General features: G+C 68.4%; 21 protein-coding genes. 14 read left to right on the forward strand and 7 right to left on the reverse strand.

Annotation, left to right across the window (positions count from 1 at the left end; genetic code table 11):
- From LZ604_RS29925 to LZ604_RS29935, 3 genes are all read left to right on the forward strand, one after another.
- Positions 1–231: zinc ribbon domain-containing protein (locus LZ604_RS29925; protein WP_234518944.1), on the forward strand; the 231-nt coding region annotated here is incomplete at its 5' end.
- A 266-nt stretch (positions 232–497) separates the two neighbouring features.
- Entirely contained in the window at positions 498–710 is a 213-nt protein-coding gene (locus tag LZ604_RS29930) for a hypothetical protein (RefSeq protein ID WP_234518946.1), read from the forward strand.
- A 77-nt stretch (positions 711–787) separates the two neighbouring features.
- The gene (locus LZ604_RS29935; RefSeq protein WP_234518947.1) at positions 788–1,054 is read left to right on the forward strand and encodes a hypothetical protein; all 267 of its coding nucleotides are present in this window, start codon (positions 788–790) and stop codon (positions 1,052–1,054) included.
- 207 nt (positions 1,055–1,261) lie between these two features.
- Here the strand turns inward: LZ604_RS29935 and LZ604_RS29940 are convergent, their stop codons facing one another.
- The 4 genes from LZ604_RS29940 to LZ604_RS29955 all read right to left on the reverse strand — a co-directional run bounded on the left by LZ604_RS29940 (position 1,262) and on the right by LZ604_RS29955 (position 2,811).
- Positions 1,262–1,459, reverse strand: a complete 198-nt coding sequence (locus LZ604_RS29940) for a hypothetical protein (protein WP_234518948.1) — start codon at positions 1,457–1,459, stop codon at positions 1,262–1,264.
- A 91-nt stretch (positions 1,460–1,550) separates the two neighbouring features.
- Complete coding sequence (locus LZ604_RS29945) at positions 1,551–1,937, reverse strand: VOC family protein (protein WP_234518949.1); 387 nt, start codon at positions 1,935–1,937, stop codon at positions 1,551–1,553.
- Positions 1,934–2,227 (reverse strand): ArsR/SmtB family transcription factor, encoded by a 294-nt coding sequence (locus tag LZ604_RS29950; protein ID WP_234518950.1) that lies wholly within the window; start codon positions 2,225–2,227, stop codon positions 1,934–1,936. The genes LZ604_RS29945 and LZ604_RS29950 overlap by 4 nt, the downstream gene beginning before the upstream one ends.
- A 134-nt stretch (positions 2,228–2,361) precedes the next feature.
- Positions 2,362–2,811 (reverse strand): MerR family transcriptional regulator, encoded by a 450-nt coding sequence (locus LZ604_RS29955; protein ID WP_234518951.1) that lies wholly within the window; start codon positions 2,809–2,811, stop codon positions 2,362–2,364.
- Between the two features lie 50 nt (positions 2,812–2,861).
- Between LZ604_RS29955 and LZ604_RS29960 the strand changes: the two genes are divergently transcribed.
- From LZ604_RS29960 to LZ604_RS29970, 3 genes are all read left to right on the forward strand, one after another.
- Entirely contained in the window at positions 2,862–3,662 is an 801-nt protein-coding gene (locus tag LZ604_RS29960; protein ID WP_234518952.1) for an MBL fold metallo-hydrolase, read from the forward strand.
- A 250-nt stretch (positions 3,663–3,912) separates the two neighbouring features.
- Entirely contained in the window at positions 3,913–5,316 is a 1,404-nt protein-coding gene (locus LZ604_RS29965; protein WP_234518953.1) for a type I glutamate--ammonia ligase, read from the forward strand.
- Positions 5,317–5,362: 46 nt separating this feature from the next.
- Positions 5,363–6,568, forward strand: coding sequence for an amidohydrolase family protein (locus LZ604_RS29970; RefSeq protein ID WP_234518954.1), 1,206 nt, complete (start codon positions 5,363–5,365; stop codon positions 6,566–6,568).
- Between the two features lie 87 nt (positions 6,569–6,655).
- Here LZ604_RS29970 and LZ604_RS29975 read toward each other — a convergent pair whose 3' ends face one another.
- Positions 6,656–7,123 carry a winged helix-turn-helix transcriptional regulator gene (locus tag LZ604_RS29975; protein WP_234518955.1) on the reverse strand — a complete coding sequence of 156 codons (468 nt, stop codon included), beginning with the start codon at positions 7,121–7,123 and terminating at the stop codon, positions 6,656–6,658.
- A gap of 272 nt (positions 7,124–7,395) precedes the next feature.
- On the opposite strand from LZ604_RS29975, the gene LZ604_RS29980 reads away from it, so the two are divergent.
- From LZ604_RS29980 to LZ604_RS30010, 7 genes are all read left to right on the forward strand, one after another.
- Positions 7,396–7,821, forward strand: a complete 426-nt coding sequence (locus LZ604_RS29980; protein WP_234518956.1) for a nuclear transport factor 2 family protein — start codon at positions 7,396–7,398, stop codon at positions 7,819–7,821.
- Between the two features lie 119 nt (positions 7,822–7,940).
- Positions 7,941–8,723: an alpha/beta fold hydrolase gene (locus tag LZ604_RS29985; protein WP_234518957.1), complete on the forward strand. Its 783-nt coding sequence runs from the start codon at positions 7,941–7,943 to the stop codon at positions 8,721–8,723.
- A 55-nt stretch (positions 8,724–8,778) separates the two neighbouring features.
- Entirely contained in the window at positions 8,779–9,492 is a 714-nt protein-coding gene (locus LZ604_RS29990) for a flavin reductase family protein (protein WP_234518958.1), read from the forward strand.
- A 71-nt stretch (positions 9,493–9,563) separates the two neighbouring features.
- Positions 9,564–9,965 (forward strand): tautomerase family protein, encoded by a 402-nt coding sequence (locus LZ604_RS29995; RefSeq protein ID WP_234518959.1) that lies wholly within the window; start codon positions 9,564–9,566, stop codon positions 9,963–9,965.
- Positions 9,966–10,021: 56 nt separating this feature from the next.
- Positions 10,022–10,915 carry an alpha/beta hydrolase gene (locus LZ604_RS30000; protein ID WP_234518960.1) on the forward strand — a complete coding sequence of 298 codons (894 nt, stop codon included), beginning with the start codon at positions 10,022–10,024 and terminating at the stop codon, positions 10,913–10,915.
- Positions 10,916–10,983: 68 nt separating this feature from the next.
- Entirely contained in the window at positions 10,984–11,541 is a 558-nt protein-coding gene (locus tag LZ604_RS30005) for an enoyl-CoA hydratase/isomerase family protein (protein WP_234518961.1), read from the forward strand.
- Positions 11,542–11,676: 135 nt separating this feature from the next.
- Entirely contained in the window at positions 11,677–12,396 is a 720-nt protein-coding gene (locus LZ604_RS30010) for a hypothetical protein (protein WP_234518962.1), read from the forward strand.
- A gap of 100 nt (positions 12,397–12,496) precedes the next feature.
- Here LZ604_RS30010 and LZ604_RS30015 read toward each other — a convergent pair whose 3' ends face one another.
- Both LZ604_RS30015 and LZ604_RS30020 read right to left on the reverse strand, forming a co-directional pair.
- A complete protein-coding gene (locus tag LZ604_RS30015) occupies positions 12,497–13,867 on the reverse strand; it encodes a vWA domain-containing protein (RefSeq protein ID WP_234518964.1) in 1,371 nt (456 codons plus the stop codon).
- Positions 13,864–14,721 (reverse strand): AAA family ATPase, encoded by an 858-nt coding sequence (locus LZ604_RS30020; protein WP_234519013.1) that lies wholly within the window; start codon positions 14,719–14,721, stop codon positions 13,864–13,866. Before LZ604_RS30020 ends, LZ604_RS30015 begins: the two co-directional genes overlap by 4 nt.
- Positions 14,722–15,142: 421 nt before the next feature.
- Here LZ604_RS30020 and LZ604_RS30025 point away from each other — a divergent pair, with 421 nt between their 5' ends.
- Complete coding sequence (locus tag LZ604_RS30025) at positions 15,143–17,989, forward strand: non-ribosomal peptide synthetase (protein ID WP_234518965.1); 2,847 nt, start codon at positions 15,143–15,145, stop codon at positions 17,987–17,989.
- The last annotated feature ends 32 nt before the right edge of the window (positions 17,990–18,021 follow it).

Consider the following 18,021-nt stretch of genomic DNA (forward strand, 5'->3'; position numbering starts at 1 on the left):
CTGACGATCCTGCACGCCAAGGCTGAAAGCGCCGGACGGAAAGTGATCGCTGTGGACCCCCGCAACACCTCCCGGACCTGCCCTGAATGCGGGCATGTCTCAGCGGAGAACCGGCCCACCCAGGAGAAGTTCCACTGCGTTTCGTGCGGCCACAGCGCGCACGCGGACACGGTGGGCGCCCTGAACGTTCTACGGGCCGGGCTGGTCCGTCGCGACGCCAACCCGGCATAACGAGAAGCCCCCTCGTTCACAAGGGGGAGGAGTCACGGCGTTGTGATCCACTCCTGCTGACCGCCCTGTCTGCCTTGCCTGTTCCGGCCGCCCGCCCCCACAGTCCTGACTGCCGCCGAGCGGCAACGGTTGAAGAAGGCGGCCTACGGTCACAAGACTCCGCACCAGGCCAGGGTCCGGTCACAGACCGTGCTCCTGGCGGCTCGGGGCAGGTCCAACGCGCGGATCGCTGTCGGCTCTTCCCCGGCCGCCAACCAGGGCAGCCGATGAACCCCGGCAGCCTCCAGGCCCACCTGCGCGAGATCGGCGTCCCTCCACAGCGCGGCATGACTTCCGCGATCCGCCGACTTGTCCTCCAAGCCCCAGCCCCCGTCATCGCAAAGGCCCTCGGCTACCACGACAAGACCGCCACAGGCCTGGTCACCGAAGCCGGCGGAACCTGGAGCCGATACGCCCCCGGCGACCACGGCCGAACCTAATCCGAGAGGATCTCCAGGTCACTGATCACTCGCTTGCTTCCTCGTGGACCACCACTCGCGACCATCTCGCTGCAGCCATGTCCCGGCTTACCGAGACAGCAGAGATCGACCCAAGCGGAGTGCAGGAGTCGCTTGACCACAATGAACTGGAACTCGCCTTCGACGACCTTGTCGACCTGGGGCATGACCGTGAGCTTCCGCTGGCCTTCTGGCAGCACCTCGACATGGCAGCTCGTGAGATGAACCTCTACTCAGCCGCTCTCGACAAGCCGCACCTCACCTCAGCAGATCTCTGTCGTCGCCACATGGCAGCCGCATCGGAAAGCGAGGCACACGTTGAGTGACTGAACTCCTCCGCAGACAGTGAATACGCGACACCTCAACATGCGAGCCCACCAGTCCCGAGGCCGTTCCTCACCTCTGCCCGCCTCCGCGGGCGGATCGCCTTGGCATGGCCGACCTGTGGCCCCACGACCCCGGAAGCAAGGGCGCCTCTCGACTCGCCTCTGCTGCCCCGCAGTTGAAGGCCTTCAGCCGTCGGTTGGAAGCCTTCAGCCGTCGGTCGGCTGGATGAGGCGAGTCACGATCGCCAGGATCCCGGCGATCACCCGGAGACCCGTCGGGCCGGGCCGGACATTCCGTGCCGCGGCCGGCTGCATGTCCCACATCAGCCGCGCCACACCCCCGTAGTCGCACGCCACCAGGAGGAGTGCACCCACCGGGAGCAACCAGATCCACTCGATGTGCAACTTCTAACCCTTCGCCTGTCCAACAGCCGTCGTCCGCGGGCTTCGATGCGCGAACGGTAGCCGACTGAGCACACCGGTCGCAGTGCCGAGCCTACTTGTACTGGGCGATCTGGATCAGGTTGCCGCAGGTGTCGTCCAGCACCGCCGTGATGACAGGCCCCAGCTCCAGCGGCTCCTGCGTGAACTGCACCCCGAGGCCCCGCAGCCGGTTGAACTCGGCGTGCACGTCCTGCACGGCGAAGGAGGTGGCCGGAATGCCGTCCGCGACCAGGGCGGCCTTGTACGGCTTCACCGCGGGATGACCGTCGGGCTCCAGCACCAGTTCGGTGCCGTTCGGGTCCTCCGGCGAGACCACGGTCAGCCACCGGTACTCGCCGAGCGGGACCTCGGTCTTCTTCACAAAACCCAGGACGTCGGTGTAGAAGCGCAGGGCCTTGTCCTGGTCGTCGACGAAAACGCTGGACAGGTGGATCTTCATGGAGTGCTCTCCGGCACATCGGGCCTGAGCCATCGGGTCACCATGCGCTCAAGCGGTTCGGTGTTCAGATCGTGGAATTTGTAACGGCCCTCGCGTCGTGTCCGGACCAGGCCCGCTGCCTCCAGCACGGCGAGATGCTGGCTGATCGCCTGGCGGGACAGCCCCAGACCGTGTTTGGTGGCCAGCCGCGCGCAGATTTCGAACAGGGACTGCCCGTCCCGTTCCACCAGTTCATCGAGGATGCGTCGGCGGGTGGGGTCGGCCAGTGCCTTGAAGACATCCTCCGCCACAACCACACCATAGGCAAGTGGCCGCTTGCCTGACAAGCCGGATGCCCTCCCATCACCTGAAGCGCCCCCCGATGCGCCACCTGACACGGCGGCACCCGGATGGGCCGCGACCACAGAGCCGAAGGCGCGCCTACTCATCCGCTTGGCCGGGTGGGTCGAGAGCTCGACCCACCCGGGGTCGTCGCGGGCGCGGACACATTGCCGACGGCCCGCTTGAACTGCGGGCAGTCGACGATCGGCTCGTGGTCGCAGACCGCCGCGTGCCGGAGGCTGTCGCGGAGCCGTGTGAGCCGGCCGATCTGCTCGTCGAGGGTGCGGGCCTTGTCGGCCATGCGGTCGCGCAGGTCCGCGTCGGACGGCCGCGCCACCAGGAACCGGCCGATCTCGGCGACCGAGAGCCCGGCACTGCGCGCACAGGTGATGAGCTCCAGGCGTTCCAGCACGTCCGGGTGGTAGGTACGGCGGAGACCGTTGCGACCCGCGGCGGCGATCAGACCCTTCTTCTCGTAGAACCGCAGAGCCGAGGGCGCCAGCCCGGAGCGCCGCGCGACCTCGGCGATGTCCAGCAACGGTTCTTCCCTCACTTCAACGCCCCCTTGACTTGAATCGCGGTTCAAGTCGCAGCCTAGGCGCCATGAAGATCCACCACCTGAACTGCGGCTCCGTCCGCACGATCGAGGCCACCTACGACGGCCCGCAACCCGCACCCGCGGTGAACCACTGCCTGCTCATCGAGACCGATGCCGACGGCCTGGTCCTCGTCGAGACCGGACTGGGTCTCGGTGACATCCGGGACCCGAACGGCACGCTGGGCGCCGACTGGGTCGCGATGACGCAACCCGCGCTCGACGAGGAGGAGACGGCCATCCGCCAGGTCACCGGGCTGGGGCATGGACCGTCCGACGTGCGCCACATCATCGTGACCCACCTGGACGTGGACCACAGCGGCGGCCTTCCCGACTTCCCCGACGCGCGGGTCCATGTGCTCGCCGCCGAACTCGAGGCGGCGCGCGCCGAGGCGCCCAGCTTCCGCTACCGCCCCGCTCACTGGGCACACGAGCCCCACTGGGTCACCTACGATCCCGAGCCCGGCGAGCCGTGGTTCGGCTTCAGCGCGTTGCAGCCGAAGGGGCTGCCGGCCGAGATCAAGCTCGTCCCTCTCGGCGGTCACGCCACCGGGCACACCGGGGTCGCCGTGCACGGCGGTGACCGGTGGCTCCTCCACTGTGGCGACGCCTACTACTACCACCGCGACATCGGGGATACGAAGGAACCTCACCCCCTGCTGGACATCGTCCAGACGCGCTCGCAGGTGCATCGCGACCTGCGGCTGGGAACTCAGGCCCGGCTGCGTGAGCTGGTCCGCGACCACGGCGACCAAGTGGAGGTGGTCTCCGCACACGATCCATGGGAGCTGGCCCGTTATCGCCGCTGAACCGGCTGGCGGCGTCAGGCGGGAACCGGGATCCGCCCGGTTCCCGCCTGACGTCGGCAAGCAGTCGATGCCGCCACCGGGGCCGGTTCCGACCCGCCCCGAAGCCGCTTTCGGACTGGACGGCGTGGCCGACCGCCCCGAGCCTGCCGCCGTGGGCGATTCTGGCCTGGTGCATCGGCTGCGTGCCATCGCGCTCCAGCCCCGCTCGCACACGGGGCCGGAACGCGCCGAGCAGGACGGAGGAGGACGTATGACGACCCTGGCCGACCCTGTCCCCGGCGGACGTCCGAGTGAGGTCGAGCGGGCCACCGCACTGGGCGCGGAACTGTCGGCGCGGGGCGTGCACGGCATCGTGCTGGCGTACGTCGACACGGCGGGTATCACTCGGGTGAAGACCATTCCGACGGCCAGGCTCGGGCCCGCGGTCGCCTGGGGCGTGGGGATGTCACCGGTGTTCGACACCTTCCTGGCGAACGACTCCATCGTCACCACCGACGTACTCGGCTCCCCCGATGGTGATCTTCGCCTGTACCCCGACCTCGACCACCTGGTGGTCCTCGCCGGACAGCCGGGCTGGGCGTGGGCCCCGGTGGACCGGATCACCCAGGAGGGTGAGCGGCATCCGGGGTGCAGCCGGACCTTCCTCCGCCGTGTGGTCACGGACGCCGCTCGACGGTACGGCGTCACCTTCAAAGCGGCCATCGAGGTCGAATGGGCCGTCGGGCGGGGAGCCACGGCGGGCGACGAGTTCGTTCCCGCGACCACGGGTCCGGCGTACGGTGCCACCCGGCAGGTCGAGCTGAGCGACTACACCGTCGAAGTGCTGGCGGCGCTGGCAGCCCAGGGCGTGGACGTGGACCAGATCCACCCCGAGTACGCGGCCGGACAGTTCGAGGTGTCCGTGGCGGCGCTGGATCCGGTGGGCGCGGCCGACCGCAGTGTGCTGGTGCGGCAGACGATCCGCGCGGTGGCAGGACGCCATGGTCTGAGGGTCTCCTTTGCCCCGGCGGTCACCGCGGAGGGCGTCGGCAACGGCGGACACGTCCATCTCTCCACCTGGCGCGGCGGGATCAATCTCCACGCGGGTGGCGACGGCCGGTACGGAATGACGGCGGAGGCCGAATCGTTCGCCGCCGGCCTGCTCGCCCACCTTCCCGCGCTCACCGCGGTGACCGCCCCGAGCCCGGCGAGCTATCTGCGGCTCAAGCCCTCGCAGTGGGCCGGGGTGTTCGCCGTGTGGGGCCGTGAGACACGCGAGTCCGCGGTGCGACTGATCACCGGCACCGCGGGACTGCACGAGCAGGCCGCGAACCTCGAAGTGAAGCCGGTCGACCTGGCGGCCAACCCGTACCTCGCGCTCGGCTGCCTGATCACCGCCGGACTCGACGGCGTTGCTGCCTCCATGCCGCTGCCCGAGGAGGTGACCGGGGACCCCGCGCGGTTCACCGGCCAGGAGGCGCTGAAGCGAGGAGTGCGCCGTCTGCCGGAGTCACTCGAGGACGCCGTGGAAAGGTTCCGTGAGGACCACGAGCTCCGCACGGCGTTGGGGCCGGTCCTGGCCGACGCGGTCATCGCCGTACGCCTCGGAGAGACGGCGGCGGTGGCCGGGCTGGACGACGAGCACGTGGCGGCGGCGTACCGGTGGGTGTACTGATCGTGGCAGAGGACAGCGGATTTCCACGGACCGAGAGCGCCCGCTCATGAGCAGCACGCCACCGGCGGCCGGGCCGGTTCAAGAGGCCCTGGCCCAGCTGCCCCTCGTGGATCATCACTGTCATGGTGTCGTCACCGCCGATCTCGATCCGGAGGCGTTCCAGTCGCTCATGACGGAGGGCGATGTATGGCCCACAAGCGGGGTCACGCCTTTCGACACCCCGGCCGGCGTGGCCATCCGCCGGCACTGCGCTCCCCTTCTGGAGCTGCCGCGGCACGTGCCGGCCCCGGAATACCTCGCGCGGCGGGCCGAGTTGGGCTGGCGCGAGGTCAATCGCAGGTTCCTTGCCGCAGCCGGAACCGATGTGTTCTGCGTGGACACCGGCTACCTCCCGGAGCGCCTCACGACACCGGCGGAACTCGCCGTTGCCGCCGGCCGCCCGGCCGCAGCGGCGCACGAGGTGCTACGACTCGAGGCCGTCGCCGAGGCCGTGGCGGCCGGGGGAGTGGAACCGGACGAGTACGCGGCCGTGTTCCTCACCGCCATGAGCGAGGCCATGACCGAGCGACCCGCGGTCGCGGTGAAGTCCGTCGCCGCCTACCGCACTGGATTCGACCTGGACCCTCGTCGGCCTTCGAACGCCGACGTGACCGCGGCGGCCCGGCGCTGGCTGGCCAGGGAAGCGACAGGGAGTACCGCACGCGATGCCGAGGAGAACCCACCGGATCGCCCGCGGATCGACGACCCCGTCCTCGTACGGCACCTGCTCTGGGCAGCGGTGGACCTGGGGCTGCCGCTTCAACTGCACACAGGCTTCGGGGACAACGACATCCGGATGCACCGGGTCGACCCCGCCCACCTGACGGACTGGCTGCACCTCATCTCCGGCACCATCCCGGTTCTGCTGCTGCACTGCTGGCCGTACCAACGCCAGGCCGCCTTTCTGGCCGCCGTCTTCGAGCAGGTGCACCTCGATGTCGGGCTCACCCTGCACCACGTCGGTCCCGTCCGCGCCCGGGCGATCCTGGAGGAGGCACTGGAGGTCACCCCGTTCCGCAAACTCCTCTACAGCTCCGATGCCTATGGATTGGGCGAGTTCTACCAGCTGGGCGCTCTGGCTTTCCGGCAGGGTCTGGCCGGGCTGCTGCAGGACCGGGTGGATGCCGACGAACTGAGCCTCCCGGACGCGCTGAGGATCGCCACGTGGGCGGGGCGCGACAACGCCCTTCGTGTGTACGGGTTCTCTCCGTGAGAGCCGGTCGGTGACTTCGAGCCTGTCGAAGGCCGCTCGTGGGGCGGCCGCAGGGTGCCCGCGCGTCGCTCCACCGGTGTGATCGCGTCAGGAGGACACCCGGACGGCGCCGGGGCCCAGGGCCGGCTCGACTGCGGAACCGGCGACCTCCTGGCCGCAGGTACAGCGCAGTTCAACGTGGACATGGCCGCCGCAGCCGGAGTGTTCCAGTAGCACCGGTGCGTTTGCGGTGTCGCCGAGATGGGTGTCGCCGTACTGGAGGAGCGCCGCCAGGACCCATTGCAGGTCGTGTGCGCGGGGCGTCAGGTGGTATTCCGGGCGCGAGCGTTGTCCTGCCTCCTGATAGCTGCGGCGCTCCAGCAGGCCCGCGTCGACCAGTTGCTTCAGGCGTTCGGTCAGCACGCGGCGGGAGATCCCCAGGTGGTCCGCGATCTCGTCGAAGCGGTGAAGCCCGGCGAATACCTCGCGCAGGATGAGCAGGGTCCATCGCTCGCCGACCAGGCTCAGGGTCGCGGCGACGCTGCAATTACCAAGATCAAGTTCTCGCCACTCCATAGGGACAGGGTACCCCGGAGTTGTCATTCGGAACTCAGCCTTGACATCACCTGGGTTCCACTTCGAAACTTAGAGGCAGGGTCCTATTCGGCGGATGAGTCCGCCCGACGCAGCCAGGGACCTGATCGCATCCGTGACCTGCCCTGCACGATCACGGGCCGGGCATCCGTTGCGGTGCCTTTTGGCGGCGCCCCGCACCGCACCGGATGAGAGCCGGCGTGGCGGAACATTTCCATACCTCATACCGCTTCGATCCCGAACATGGAGGAAGCATGCCCCGCAACCAGGCAGTCGTGGATGCTTGCCGTCGAGCCTATTCCGGATTCGAGAAGAACGATTCATCCGATCTGGTGGCCCTGATGTCGCCCGACGTGATTTTTCACTTCCCCACGTCCCTTCCCTATGGCGGGACATTCCACGGCCGGGAGGGATTTCTCGCCTTCTATGAGGATCTTTTCGATCACTATTACGAGTACTTCGACTACGACGCGCACGCGGTGCTCGATGCCGGGTCGCACGTGGTGGTTCCCGTCAGGGCCAGGGCGAAGGCGAAGAACGGCCGCACCATGGAGAACGAGCACTGCCTGCTGTTCACCGTGGTCGACGGGCTGATCACGGAGGCGCGACTGTACGCGGACACCGCCAAGGGGCGTGACGTGATCGAGGGCCTTCAGGTTTACCCCTCGGCGGCCTCCTGAGCCCTGAACCGGCGCCGGAGCGCACCGGAGAGGTGCGCCGCATGCCGCCTCGAAATGCTTCCGGCCATACCTATCGGATTCGTCGAGTTCTTGCACTCGCCGGACGGGAAGAAATTCGAATGCCTCTGGGATACAACACTGCGGGCACCGGAGCGACCAAGGTCATCTGGGCCCACTCATGGCTGGCCGGCCAGGAATCCTACGACTGCCTGATCCCTTATCTCGACACCGAGCGTTTCACGTGGGTGTTTCCGGACTTCCGCGGCTACGGACGGTCCAGGGCGCTGGCCGGTGACTTCTCCGTCCGGGAGATGGGAAACGATCTCCTCCAGCTGGCCGACACCCTGGGATGGGACGACTTCCATCTGGTCGGGCACTCCATGGGCGGCCAGGCCGCGCAGTGGGTTTCCGGACAGCCGGAAGCCCGGTCCCGCCTGAGCAGCCTGGTGCTGCTGTGCGCGGTCCCCAGCCGGGCCTTCCCCCTCGACGCGGACGGCACCAAGCTGTTCGAGGAGGCCACCGAGAACCGTGATGCACGGGCCACGGTCATCACCGCAGTGACCGGCGGTCGACTCGGAACAGGTTTCGTTCGCTATGTGAACGAGGTGTCCCACAAGACGGCCGATCCTGCGGCCATGCGCGCCTATCTCCGTGTCTGGACCCAGGAGGACGTATCCGAAGAGGTGCGGGGGTACCAGCGCCCCGTCCTCGTCCTCACCGGCCGGCACGACCCCGTTCTGCCTGCTGCCCTGGCCGAACAGCAGATCGTGCCCCAGTACGCCGACGTGCGCAGCCTCGTCCTTGAGGGCGCGGCCCACCTACCCCCCATGGAAACCCCGGCCCGCACCGTCGCGCTGATCGAGGAGCACTTCCTGGGCGGGGCCGACAACGCGGGCGGCTGACGACCGGAGCCTGACCGTCCGCCTCAAGTCCCCCCTCGTCCGAGAGGCCACCAAGATGATCATCAATAGCGACGACCTGGATGCGAGGGCTGCCTACAAGCTCCTCATCGGGTCGGTCACACCGCGTGCGATCGGCTGGGTGAGCACGCTGTCGCCGTCCGGGATCGCAAATCTGGCGCCGATCTCCTTCTTCACCGTAGTGAGCCGAAAGCCCCCGATGGTGTCCCTGACCATACAGCCCCGGTCTGACGGGAAGACCCTCAAGGACACCCTCGTCAATATTCGGGACACAGGTGAGTTTGTCACCAATCTGGTCACCCTTCCCCACGCCCACTCCATGCATCGCAGCGCTGTGGAATTCGCCAGCGAGCAGGACGAGTTCGACGAGGTAGGTCTGGCCAAAGAGACCTGTGAAGTGGTCGAGGCGCCACGTGTGAAGGGCGCTCCGATCGCCCTGGAATGCACGCTCGACCGGATTATTCCGGCGGGTGAGGCGCAGGACCATGTCGTCTGGGGCAAGGTCGTCCGGTTCCACATCAGGGACGACCTGTACACCGAAAACGGACGGATCGATACGGGGGCCATCCCGACGGTCGGCCGCCTCGCCGCCGAGTACACCCTTGCCGACAACGCATTCGTCACACCCCTCTCAGACGACCTGCTGCGCGCACGCGTCGGCAGCCGTATGCGCCGCATCGACGAGCATCCGGACGGATGGTCGCCGGTGGACAGCGCCGACTGGTCCCCTTCGGGCTCCACCAAGGGGTAACCGGGACCACGCCACTTGAACCGATCGATCGCTGAACAGTGCCAACCCGCCCCATGTGAAAGGAAGATTTCATGCCCGTTTTCAACGCCCACGTTCCCGCCAACCGCTTCTCGTCCCAGCAGAAGCGCGCACTCGCCGACGCGCTCAACCAGTCCCTGGTACAGGGACTCGGAATCCCCGAGGGCGACCGCTTCATCATGATCAGTGAACATGGCGAAGACGAGCTGTTCCTTGACCCGACCTTCATGGGCATGCAGCGCAGCAGCGACGCCATGATCATCACCGTTCTCCTCGGGGCTCACCGCCCCATGGGGGACAAGCGGGCGGTGGCCGAGACCATCAACAGGCTGGTGGTCGAGGCCCTCGGCGTTTCACCCGACGACATATTCATCGCGCTGATCCCGGTGCCGAACGAGAACTTCTCCTTCGGCAAGGGCGAGCTCCAGCTCGCCGAAGGAGCGCCCCGCTGGTGATCGACGCCGATCACTTCCACCAGGTCTGAGGCCCGGTTTCACCTAGGAGGCCAATCATGGTTGAGCGCAAGGACGTCGAATTCGAAGCCGACGGCGGAGTCACGCTGCGCGGATGGCTCTTTCTGCCGGATGGGCCCGGCCCGCATCCGGCGATCACGATGGCCCACGGCTACGCGGGCGTCAGAGACCACGGCCTCGAACCCTTCGCGCGAACCTTCGCCGAGGACGGCTTCGTCGTCCTGCTGCACGACCACCGCACCTTCGGGGCCAGCGACGGCCTCCCACGGCAGGACGTCGACCCCTGGCGGCAGATCGCCGACTGGCGGCGGGCCATCTCCTACCTGGAGAGCCGCACCGAGGTCGACGCCGAACGGATCGGCCTGTGGGGCACCAGTTACGCCGGCGGCCATGCCATCGTGCTGGGCGCCACGGACCGCCGACTGCGTGCAGTGGTCTCCCAGGCACCGACCATCAGCGGCTACGAGCAGGGGCTGCGCCGCGTCGCACCGGACGCCGTGGCAGCCCTGGAGGAGTCCTTCGCCGAGGACGAGCGGGGACAGTTCCGCGGCGAGGCCCCGCGCACGCTGGCCATCGTGAGCAGTGACCCGGAGGTGCCCGCCTCCTACCGGTCGCAGGAGGCCATCGACTTCTACCTGCAGCCGAAGCCCGAGGGCGTGTGGGAGAACGAGGTCACGGTCCGTTCCACCCGCGCGGCCCGCATGTATGAACCCGGGACCTGGATCACAAGGGTCTCTCCCACTCCGCTGCTCATGGTGGTCGCGCTGAACGACACCGTGACGGTCACCGATCTGGCGCTCGGGGCCTACGAGCGTGCGCTGGAGCCCAAGCGGCTGCAGCTGATCCCCGGCGGACACTTCGACCCGTACAGCGACCAGTTCGACCAGGCGAGTGCCGCGGCCCTCGCCTGGTTCCGTGAATACCTCGCCTGACGAACCGGACCGTCCCCACGCAGGCCACCTCGCCGGTCCTGTCCGAGGGAACGTCCGAAGGAAAGACCATGCCCCACCTGATCTACTCCATCGACGACGGCCTCGCCACTCTGGTCCTGACCGACCCGCCGCAGAACCGAATCGATCCGCAGATGGCCACCGAGCTCGCGGAGGCCCTTGAGGCGATCGGCGACAGCAACGCGCGTGCCCTTCCGGTGCGTTCCGAAGGACCGGATTTCAGCTTCGGTGGTGACATCGTCGACTGGCCGGATGCGGACGTGCGGCGGGCGCGTGCCGCGGAATGGGCACTCACCTCCGAGCAGGTACCCGCCCGCGTGATGGCCGAGGCCGGCGTGGTGAATCGTGTCGTCTCCGACGACGCCCTGCCGACCGAGGCGACGGCGCTTGCCCGCAAGGCCGCCAAGGGCCCCACCCGCGCCTATGGCGCCCACAATTCCCCGCTGCGTGCCTGGGCCGTCGGAGGGGTGTCCGCGGCGGACGAGTTAATCTTCGACATCGCCATGCCACTCTTCGAGACGGACGACGTCAAGGCCGCTCTCGCCTCGGCAGTCAGGGCCTTCAACGCGGGGCTGCCCCGGCCCGCACTCGACTTCCGGGGCCGCTGACAGCCCGCGTCCCCGGGCACCGCCGGCGGCCCGGTCGCCCGGCTCGGAGGGCGTGGCCCGGCGACCGAAGCATCCGGAAGGACCGGCCCGCCTCCCCAATCGACCCACCGACAGAACGCAGAGAAGGAGACCAACGTGAATGAGTTGCTCGCCGGTGCCATCGAAGCCCATGGCGGGATCGAACGCTGGCAGGAACTGACCGAGGCACAGGCCACCATCGTCAGCGGAGGCGACCTGTTCACCACCAAGGGCCTGCCCCAGGACCCCGCGCCACGCCGGATGACCGTGCGACTGCATGAGGAGCACGCGTCGGTGACCCCCTTCGGCGCCCCCGACCAGACGACCGACTTCACGCCCGGACGCGTGAGCATCGAAAAACTCGACGGTCGAGTGGTGGCCGAACGCACGGACCCGCGGCGGTCGTTCTCCGGGCACGCGCTGGAGACACCCTGGGATCCGCTGGACCGCGCCTACTTCAACGGCTACGCCTTGTGGACCTATCTCACCACGCCCTTCCTGCTGGCCATGCCCGGCTTCACGGTCACCGACATCGCGCCGTGGCGGGAGGGAGACGAGATCTGGCCAGGACTGCGCGCCACCTTCCCGCCCCGGATCGCCAGCCACAGCACCCACCAGGACTTCTACTTCGGCCCCGACCGGCTTCTGCGGCGGCACGACTACCACGTCGACGTGGCCGGCGGATTCGCCGCGGCGCAGTACGTCTACGACTGCGTGGAAGCGGACGGCATCATGCTGCCCACCAAACGCCGGGCCTACCTCCGTGACACCGACGGCCGGCCCATCACGAGCCGGCTCATGGTCTCGATCGACCTCAGCAACGTCCGCTTCGGCTGACTGAGATGTCAGCCGGGACTCGCGGCGACGCGGGTGCCGGGCCCGCGGTCAGCGCCGGGTCCGAGCCCGCCCGCCGGACGGTCTCGGGCGCCGGGTGCGGTCAGACCGGCAGCAGGCGGGCGATCAGGGCGCTGAGCTGGTGGAGGTTGCGGCACTCGTGGATGTCCACGAGTTCGGCGTAGGCAGCCGTGGCGGAGTCGCCCGTGCCCCACAGGGAGCGCCGCTCGGGGTTCAACCAGTAGACGCGACGGGCCCGTTCGGACATCAGCCGTACCGCCGGCAGGTTCGGGTCACGAAAGTTCGTCCGTGCGTCGCCCAGGACGAACACCGTCGTACGGGAGCCGACCGCGTCGGCATACCGCTCGGCGAACTCACCGAAGGCGACGCCGTAGTCACTGCTGTCATGCCAGTCCGTCAGTACCGCCTCCGACCGGATTCGGGCTCCCAGCCCCTCGGGATCGGCCGCGCCGTGCACCACAAGCCGGGTCACCTCGTCGATGCGGTTGACGAAGGCGAACACCCGCACCTTGCTGAACTGGTCGTGCAGGGCCTGCACCAGCAGCATCGTGAAGTCCGAGAAGCCCGACACCGAGCCCGACATATCGCACAGCAGCACCAGTTCGGGCCGGACGGGACGACGTCTGCGCAGGACGGGCCGCATCGGCACCCCGCCCGTCGACAGCGATCCGCGCAGGGTCCGCCGCAGGTCGATGGTGCCGCGTGCGGCGCGGCGGCGGCGTGCGGCGAGCCGGGTGGCGAGCTTGCGGGCAAGCGGCTGAACCACCCTGCGCACCTCGGTGAGCTGCTCTCGCCGGGCGAACAGGAAGTCGACCCGGTCGAGGGGCGGGGGAACCGCCCGCCGGGCGATCTCGTCCCTGCCCCGTCGCTCGGCGACCCGGCGCCGGGCTTCCGAGGCGACCTGTCCGCGGAAGACGTCGATGCGCCGGCGGATCTCGTCCTCCAGCAGCCGGTCGGTGAAACCCGCCCCGTCCGCCTGTGCCCTGACATCATCGCGGACCCGTGCCAGCAGCGTCTGCGGGCGCAGCCGGTCAAGGGTCTGGTACGACGACCAGCCGTCCGATCCCGGTGAGGAGCCGTATCCGCCGAAGCCGTTCACCGCCTCGACCGCCAGCTGCCCCATCATCGCCTCGTCGTTGGCGGCGAGAGCGGCCGCGAGGCGCTCCCGAAGAGCTTCCCGGTCCGCGGGCGGCTGTGCGTCCGGTGCCCCCACACGGCTCGGGAAGTACACATCGAAGACCGAATCGAACACCCGCCGCTGTGCCTCACCGTGCAGCAGGGTGGCGGCCAGCCCCTCGCGCAGCCGCTCGCGGTCGGTGAGGCCGAGCGCCTGGAGGGCCTGCGCGGCGTCCAGTGTCTCCCCGGTGCCGATCCGGACGCCGTGCGCCCGCAGCGTGCCGACGAGACCCGTCAGCCGCTCGGCGACCCCTGCTTCCGTCGCGGGCGAGTTCACACGGCGCCCAGGTCGAGTTTGGCCGCCGCCTTGAGGATGTCGTCCTGGTGCTTGAGCAGCACGCCGAGGCTGTCGCGTACGACGGCCTCGTCGAGCGTGTCTGCGCCCAGCGCGAGCAGGGTGCGCGCCCAGTCGATGGTCTCGGCGACCGACGGGACCTTCCGCAGATCCATCGCACGCAGTGCTCCGACGACGCGTACCACCGACTCCGTCAACACCTCGTCGAGGGCCGGAACCTTCAGCCGGACGATACGCCGTTCCAACTCCTCCTCGGGGAACCCTATGTGGAGGAACAGGCAGCGGCGGCGCAGCGCCTCCGACAGCTCGCGACTCGCGTTCGACGTGAGGACCACGAAGGGCCGGTTGGTCGCGGTGATCGTTCCCAACTCGGGTACGGTGACCTGGAAGTCGCTGAGCACTTCCAGAAGCAGACCCTCCACTTCGACGTCGGCCTTGTCGGTCTCGTCGATCAGCAGCACCTTCGGGTCGTCGCCTCGGATGGCGGTGAGCAACGGGCGCGACAGCAGGAATTCCTCGCTGAAGATGTCGGTGCGCGTCTCGTCCCATGTCTCGTCACGACCCGCGCTGATGCGCAGCAGTTGCTTGGCGTGGTTCCACTCGTACAGCGCACGTGATTCGTCGACGCCTTCGTAGCACTGCAGCCGGACCAGTTGTGCCCCGGCGACCTGGGCCACGGCCTTGGCCAGTTCCGTCTTGCCGACCCCTGCAGGGCCCTCCACCAGGAGCGGCTTGCCGAGCCGGTCGGCCAGGAAGACCGTGGTGGCGACGGCCGGTGAGGCCAGATAGCCGGTCTCCGCGAGTCGGACGGAGACGTCGTCGACGGATGTGAACAACAACGAGGCCTCCGGCTCGGTGTGGCGGTGTCTGCAGCACTATCTAAGCGCTTGCTCATCCTACCTGTCACGTGTGACGGAGACCACGCGGCCTCGCGCCGTGGCCGGCTCCCTGGTCCGACCGGGCCGCGGTGTCCGCGTCGGCCCGGTGGATGGCGCGTGTCGTGAGCTCCTGGCCGTCGCCGTCCGCGGCGACGTTCCATCGCGCCGGGGCTTCTGTGGCTGGAACGCCCCGCGCCAGGTACGCATCGTGCGCCGCCTGACCGTCACCCTGTCAACGTGCACTCCTCCTCATTCGTGTTGGATCTTAAAACAGAGTTCTGTTTTACTGGCGACCATTGGCATATGAATGCCGAGGTGGACGGGGTGCGCACAGGCTCGCACTGTCCGCCGACGCGGTGGAGCGGGCGGGAGGGACACGATGACGACGAGCCAGGAGATACCTGCCGGTCAGGCGGATACGGCCAAGCGCGAGAGAGGCCTTGACCTGGGTGGGCTGCTGGTGAGGGCTGCGGAGCAGTTCCCGCGGCACGGGGTGCGCTACTGCACGGGAGAGCGGCCCCTCGACCACACCCTTTGCACCTATCCGCAACTCCTCGACGAGTCGCTCCGTCTGCTGAGTTCCCTGCGGGAGGCGGGGGCTCGTCCGGAGCAGGTCGTAGCGCTGTTGCTCGAGCGGCCCGAGGACTTCATTCCGGCCTTCTGGGCGTGCCTGCTCGGAGGGTTCACCGCCTGCCCGCTGGTCCCCGTCCGAAACGACCCGCAGCGGTGGGCAGCGCAGCTCAGCCACGTCAACACCCTGTTCGAGAGACCGCTCGTGGTCACCGACCGTCGTACCCGGCAGGAACTGCCCGCCGTCGAGGACCTGGCGGTCGCCACCTTCGAGGACCTGGTTCTGGCCGCGGCCGGCATGGACGCGCGCACTGTCGCGGTGACGGCTGCCGCCCCGGACGACGTCGCGCTGCTGGTGCTCACCTCCGGTTCCACCGGCGCTGCCAAGGCGGTGCGGCTCACCCACGGCAACCTTCTGGCCTCCATGGCCGCGAAGGCCGAGGTGCAGATGCTCGGCGCGGACGATGTGACGCTCAACTGGATCTCGTACGACCATGTCGCCGCGCTGCTCGAGGCACACCTGCTTCCCCTGTCCGTAGGGGCTGTCCAACTGCAGGCGTCACCGGAGTCGGTCCTGGCCGACCCGATGCGCTTCCTCGAGCTGATCGACGCCCACCGGGTGACGATGACGTTCACCCCGAATTTCCTGCTGGGGTTGATCAACAAGGCTCTCGACCAGCTGCCGGCTTCGCTTCCCCTGGACCTGTCCTGCCTGCGGCACATCGTTTCCGGCGGGGAGGCGAATCCGGTGGCCACGGGCACCGGATTCCTCGACCGGCTGGCCCCGTACGGGCTTCACCGCGGAGCCCTGTGGCCCGCCTTCGGGATGACCGAGACCTGTGCCGGCAGCATCTACAACCGGGAGTTCCCCGACGCCGACCACGGCGCCGAGTTCGCAGCAGTCGGGCGGCCCGTCGAAGGGCTGCGGATCAGGATCGCGGCAGAGGGCGGCAACACCCCCCTTGCCGATGGCGAAGTCGGCGAGGTGCAGCTCACGGGACCGATGATCACCGGTGGGTACTGGAACAACAAGGATGCGACCCAGACCGCGTTCACGGCGGACGGCTGGTTCCGGACCGGTGACCTCGGCCGGCTCACCGGCGGACGACTGAGCCTCGTCGGGCGGAGCAAGGACAGCATCATCGTCAACGGCGTCAACTACTACAGCCACGACCTCGAGTCGGTGCTCGACGACCTCGAGGGCGTGGAGAAGTCCTTCGTCGCCGCTTTCCCGACGCGTCCGCAGGGCAGCGACACCGAGCAACTCGCGGTCGCGTTCGCGGTCACCCCCGACGTGGCCGGCGACGAGGCGGCGCTGCACCGCCTGCTCATCGCGATCAGGAACAGTGTCGTGCTGCACTGGGGGTTCCGTCCGGCGCTGCTGCTGCCGCTTCCCAAGGACGCCTTTCCGAAGACGAGTCTGGGCAAGATCCCGCGAGCGCTCATGCGTCGCCGGCTGGAGTCCGGTGACTACGCCGGCCACCTGGAGTCGGTGCAGAAGCTGGTGACCCGTCAACTCGGAGGTCACGTCGCCCCTTCGGGCTTGGTGGAGGAGACCCTCGCGGAGCTGTACGGTGACCTCTTCGAGGCGGAACCGTCCACCATCAGCGCCACTGCCGGTTTCTTCGACCTCGGCGGTACCTCACTGGACATTCTGCGCCTCAAAAGGCTGATCTCCCAGCGCTTCCCCGGCGCGGAGCTTCCGGTACTGGCGATCCTCACCTCGCCCAGCATCCGCGAACTGGCCGCACGCATCGAGTCGGGCCGCGGCGCAGAGCCCGCCCCGTACGATCCGATCGTTCCGCTGCAGACCAGCGGGGACAAGACGCCGCTCTTCTGCGTCCACCCCGGGGTCGGCGAGGTGCTCGTCTTCGTGAACCTGGCCAAGTACTTCGTCCACGAGCGGCCCTTCTACGCCCTCCGGGCGCGCGGGTTCAACCCGGGGGAGAAGCCGTTCGGGAGCTTTGCGGAGATGGCCCGCAGCTACGCGGACGCGATCCGCTCCAAGCAGCCGCACGGCCCGTACGCGATCGCCGGATACTCCTTCGGCGCTGCGGTGGCCTTCGAGGTGGCCAAACTCCTGGAGGCGGAGGGCGAGCGCGTGGACTTCCTTGGAAGCTTCAACCTCCCCCCGCACATCAAGTACCGCATGGACGAACTCGACTTCATCGAGACCGCGGTCAACCTGGCAATGTTCCTGGATCTGATCTCCAAGCAACAGGCGAGCACACTGCCCGCCGAGCTGCGCCCGCTGAGCAAGCGGGAGCAGCTGAGCCGATTGATCGACATCGCGCCCCCGGACCGTCTCGCCGAACTCGACCTGGACCTGGAGCGGTTCACCGCGTGGGCCGAGCTCGCCAACGGCCTCACCGGCCTCGGCCGGACCTACCAGCCCACCGGCAGCGTCGCCCGGATGAACGTCTTCTACGCCGTCCCGCTCCGCGGCAGCAAACAGGACTGGCTGAACAACGAGCTGAAGCGCTGGGAGGACTTCACCCGCGAGGCTCCCCGGTACATCGATGTGCCCGGCGAGCACTACACCCTCATGGGGCCGAAGCACGTGGCCGTCTTCCAGTCCATCCTGCGGGCCGAGCTCGACCGGGCGCTGTCCGCACCCCCCTCCGCGCCACACCCGACCGGGCCGAGCGGGAACTGAGGGAAGGCAGAACACCCAGATGCTCGGAAAGA

Origin of the sequence: Streptomyces glomeratus (assembly GCF_021462825.1) — a bacterium.
GTDB lineage: Bacteria > Actinomycetota > Actinomycetes > Streptomycetales > Streptomycetaceae > Streptomyces > Streptomyces glomeratus.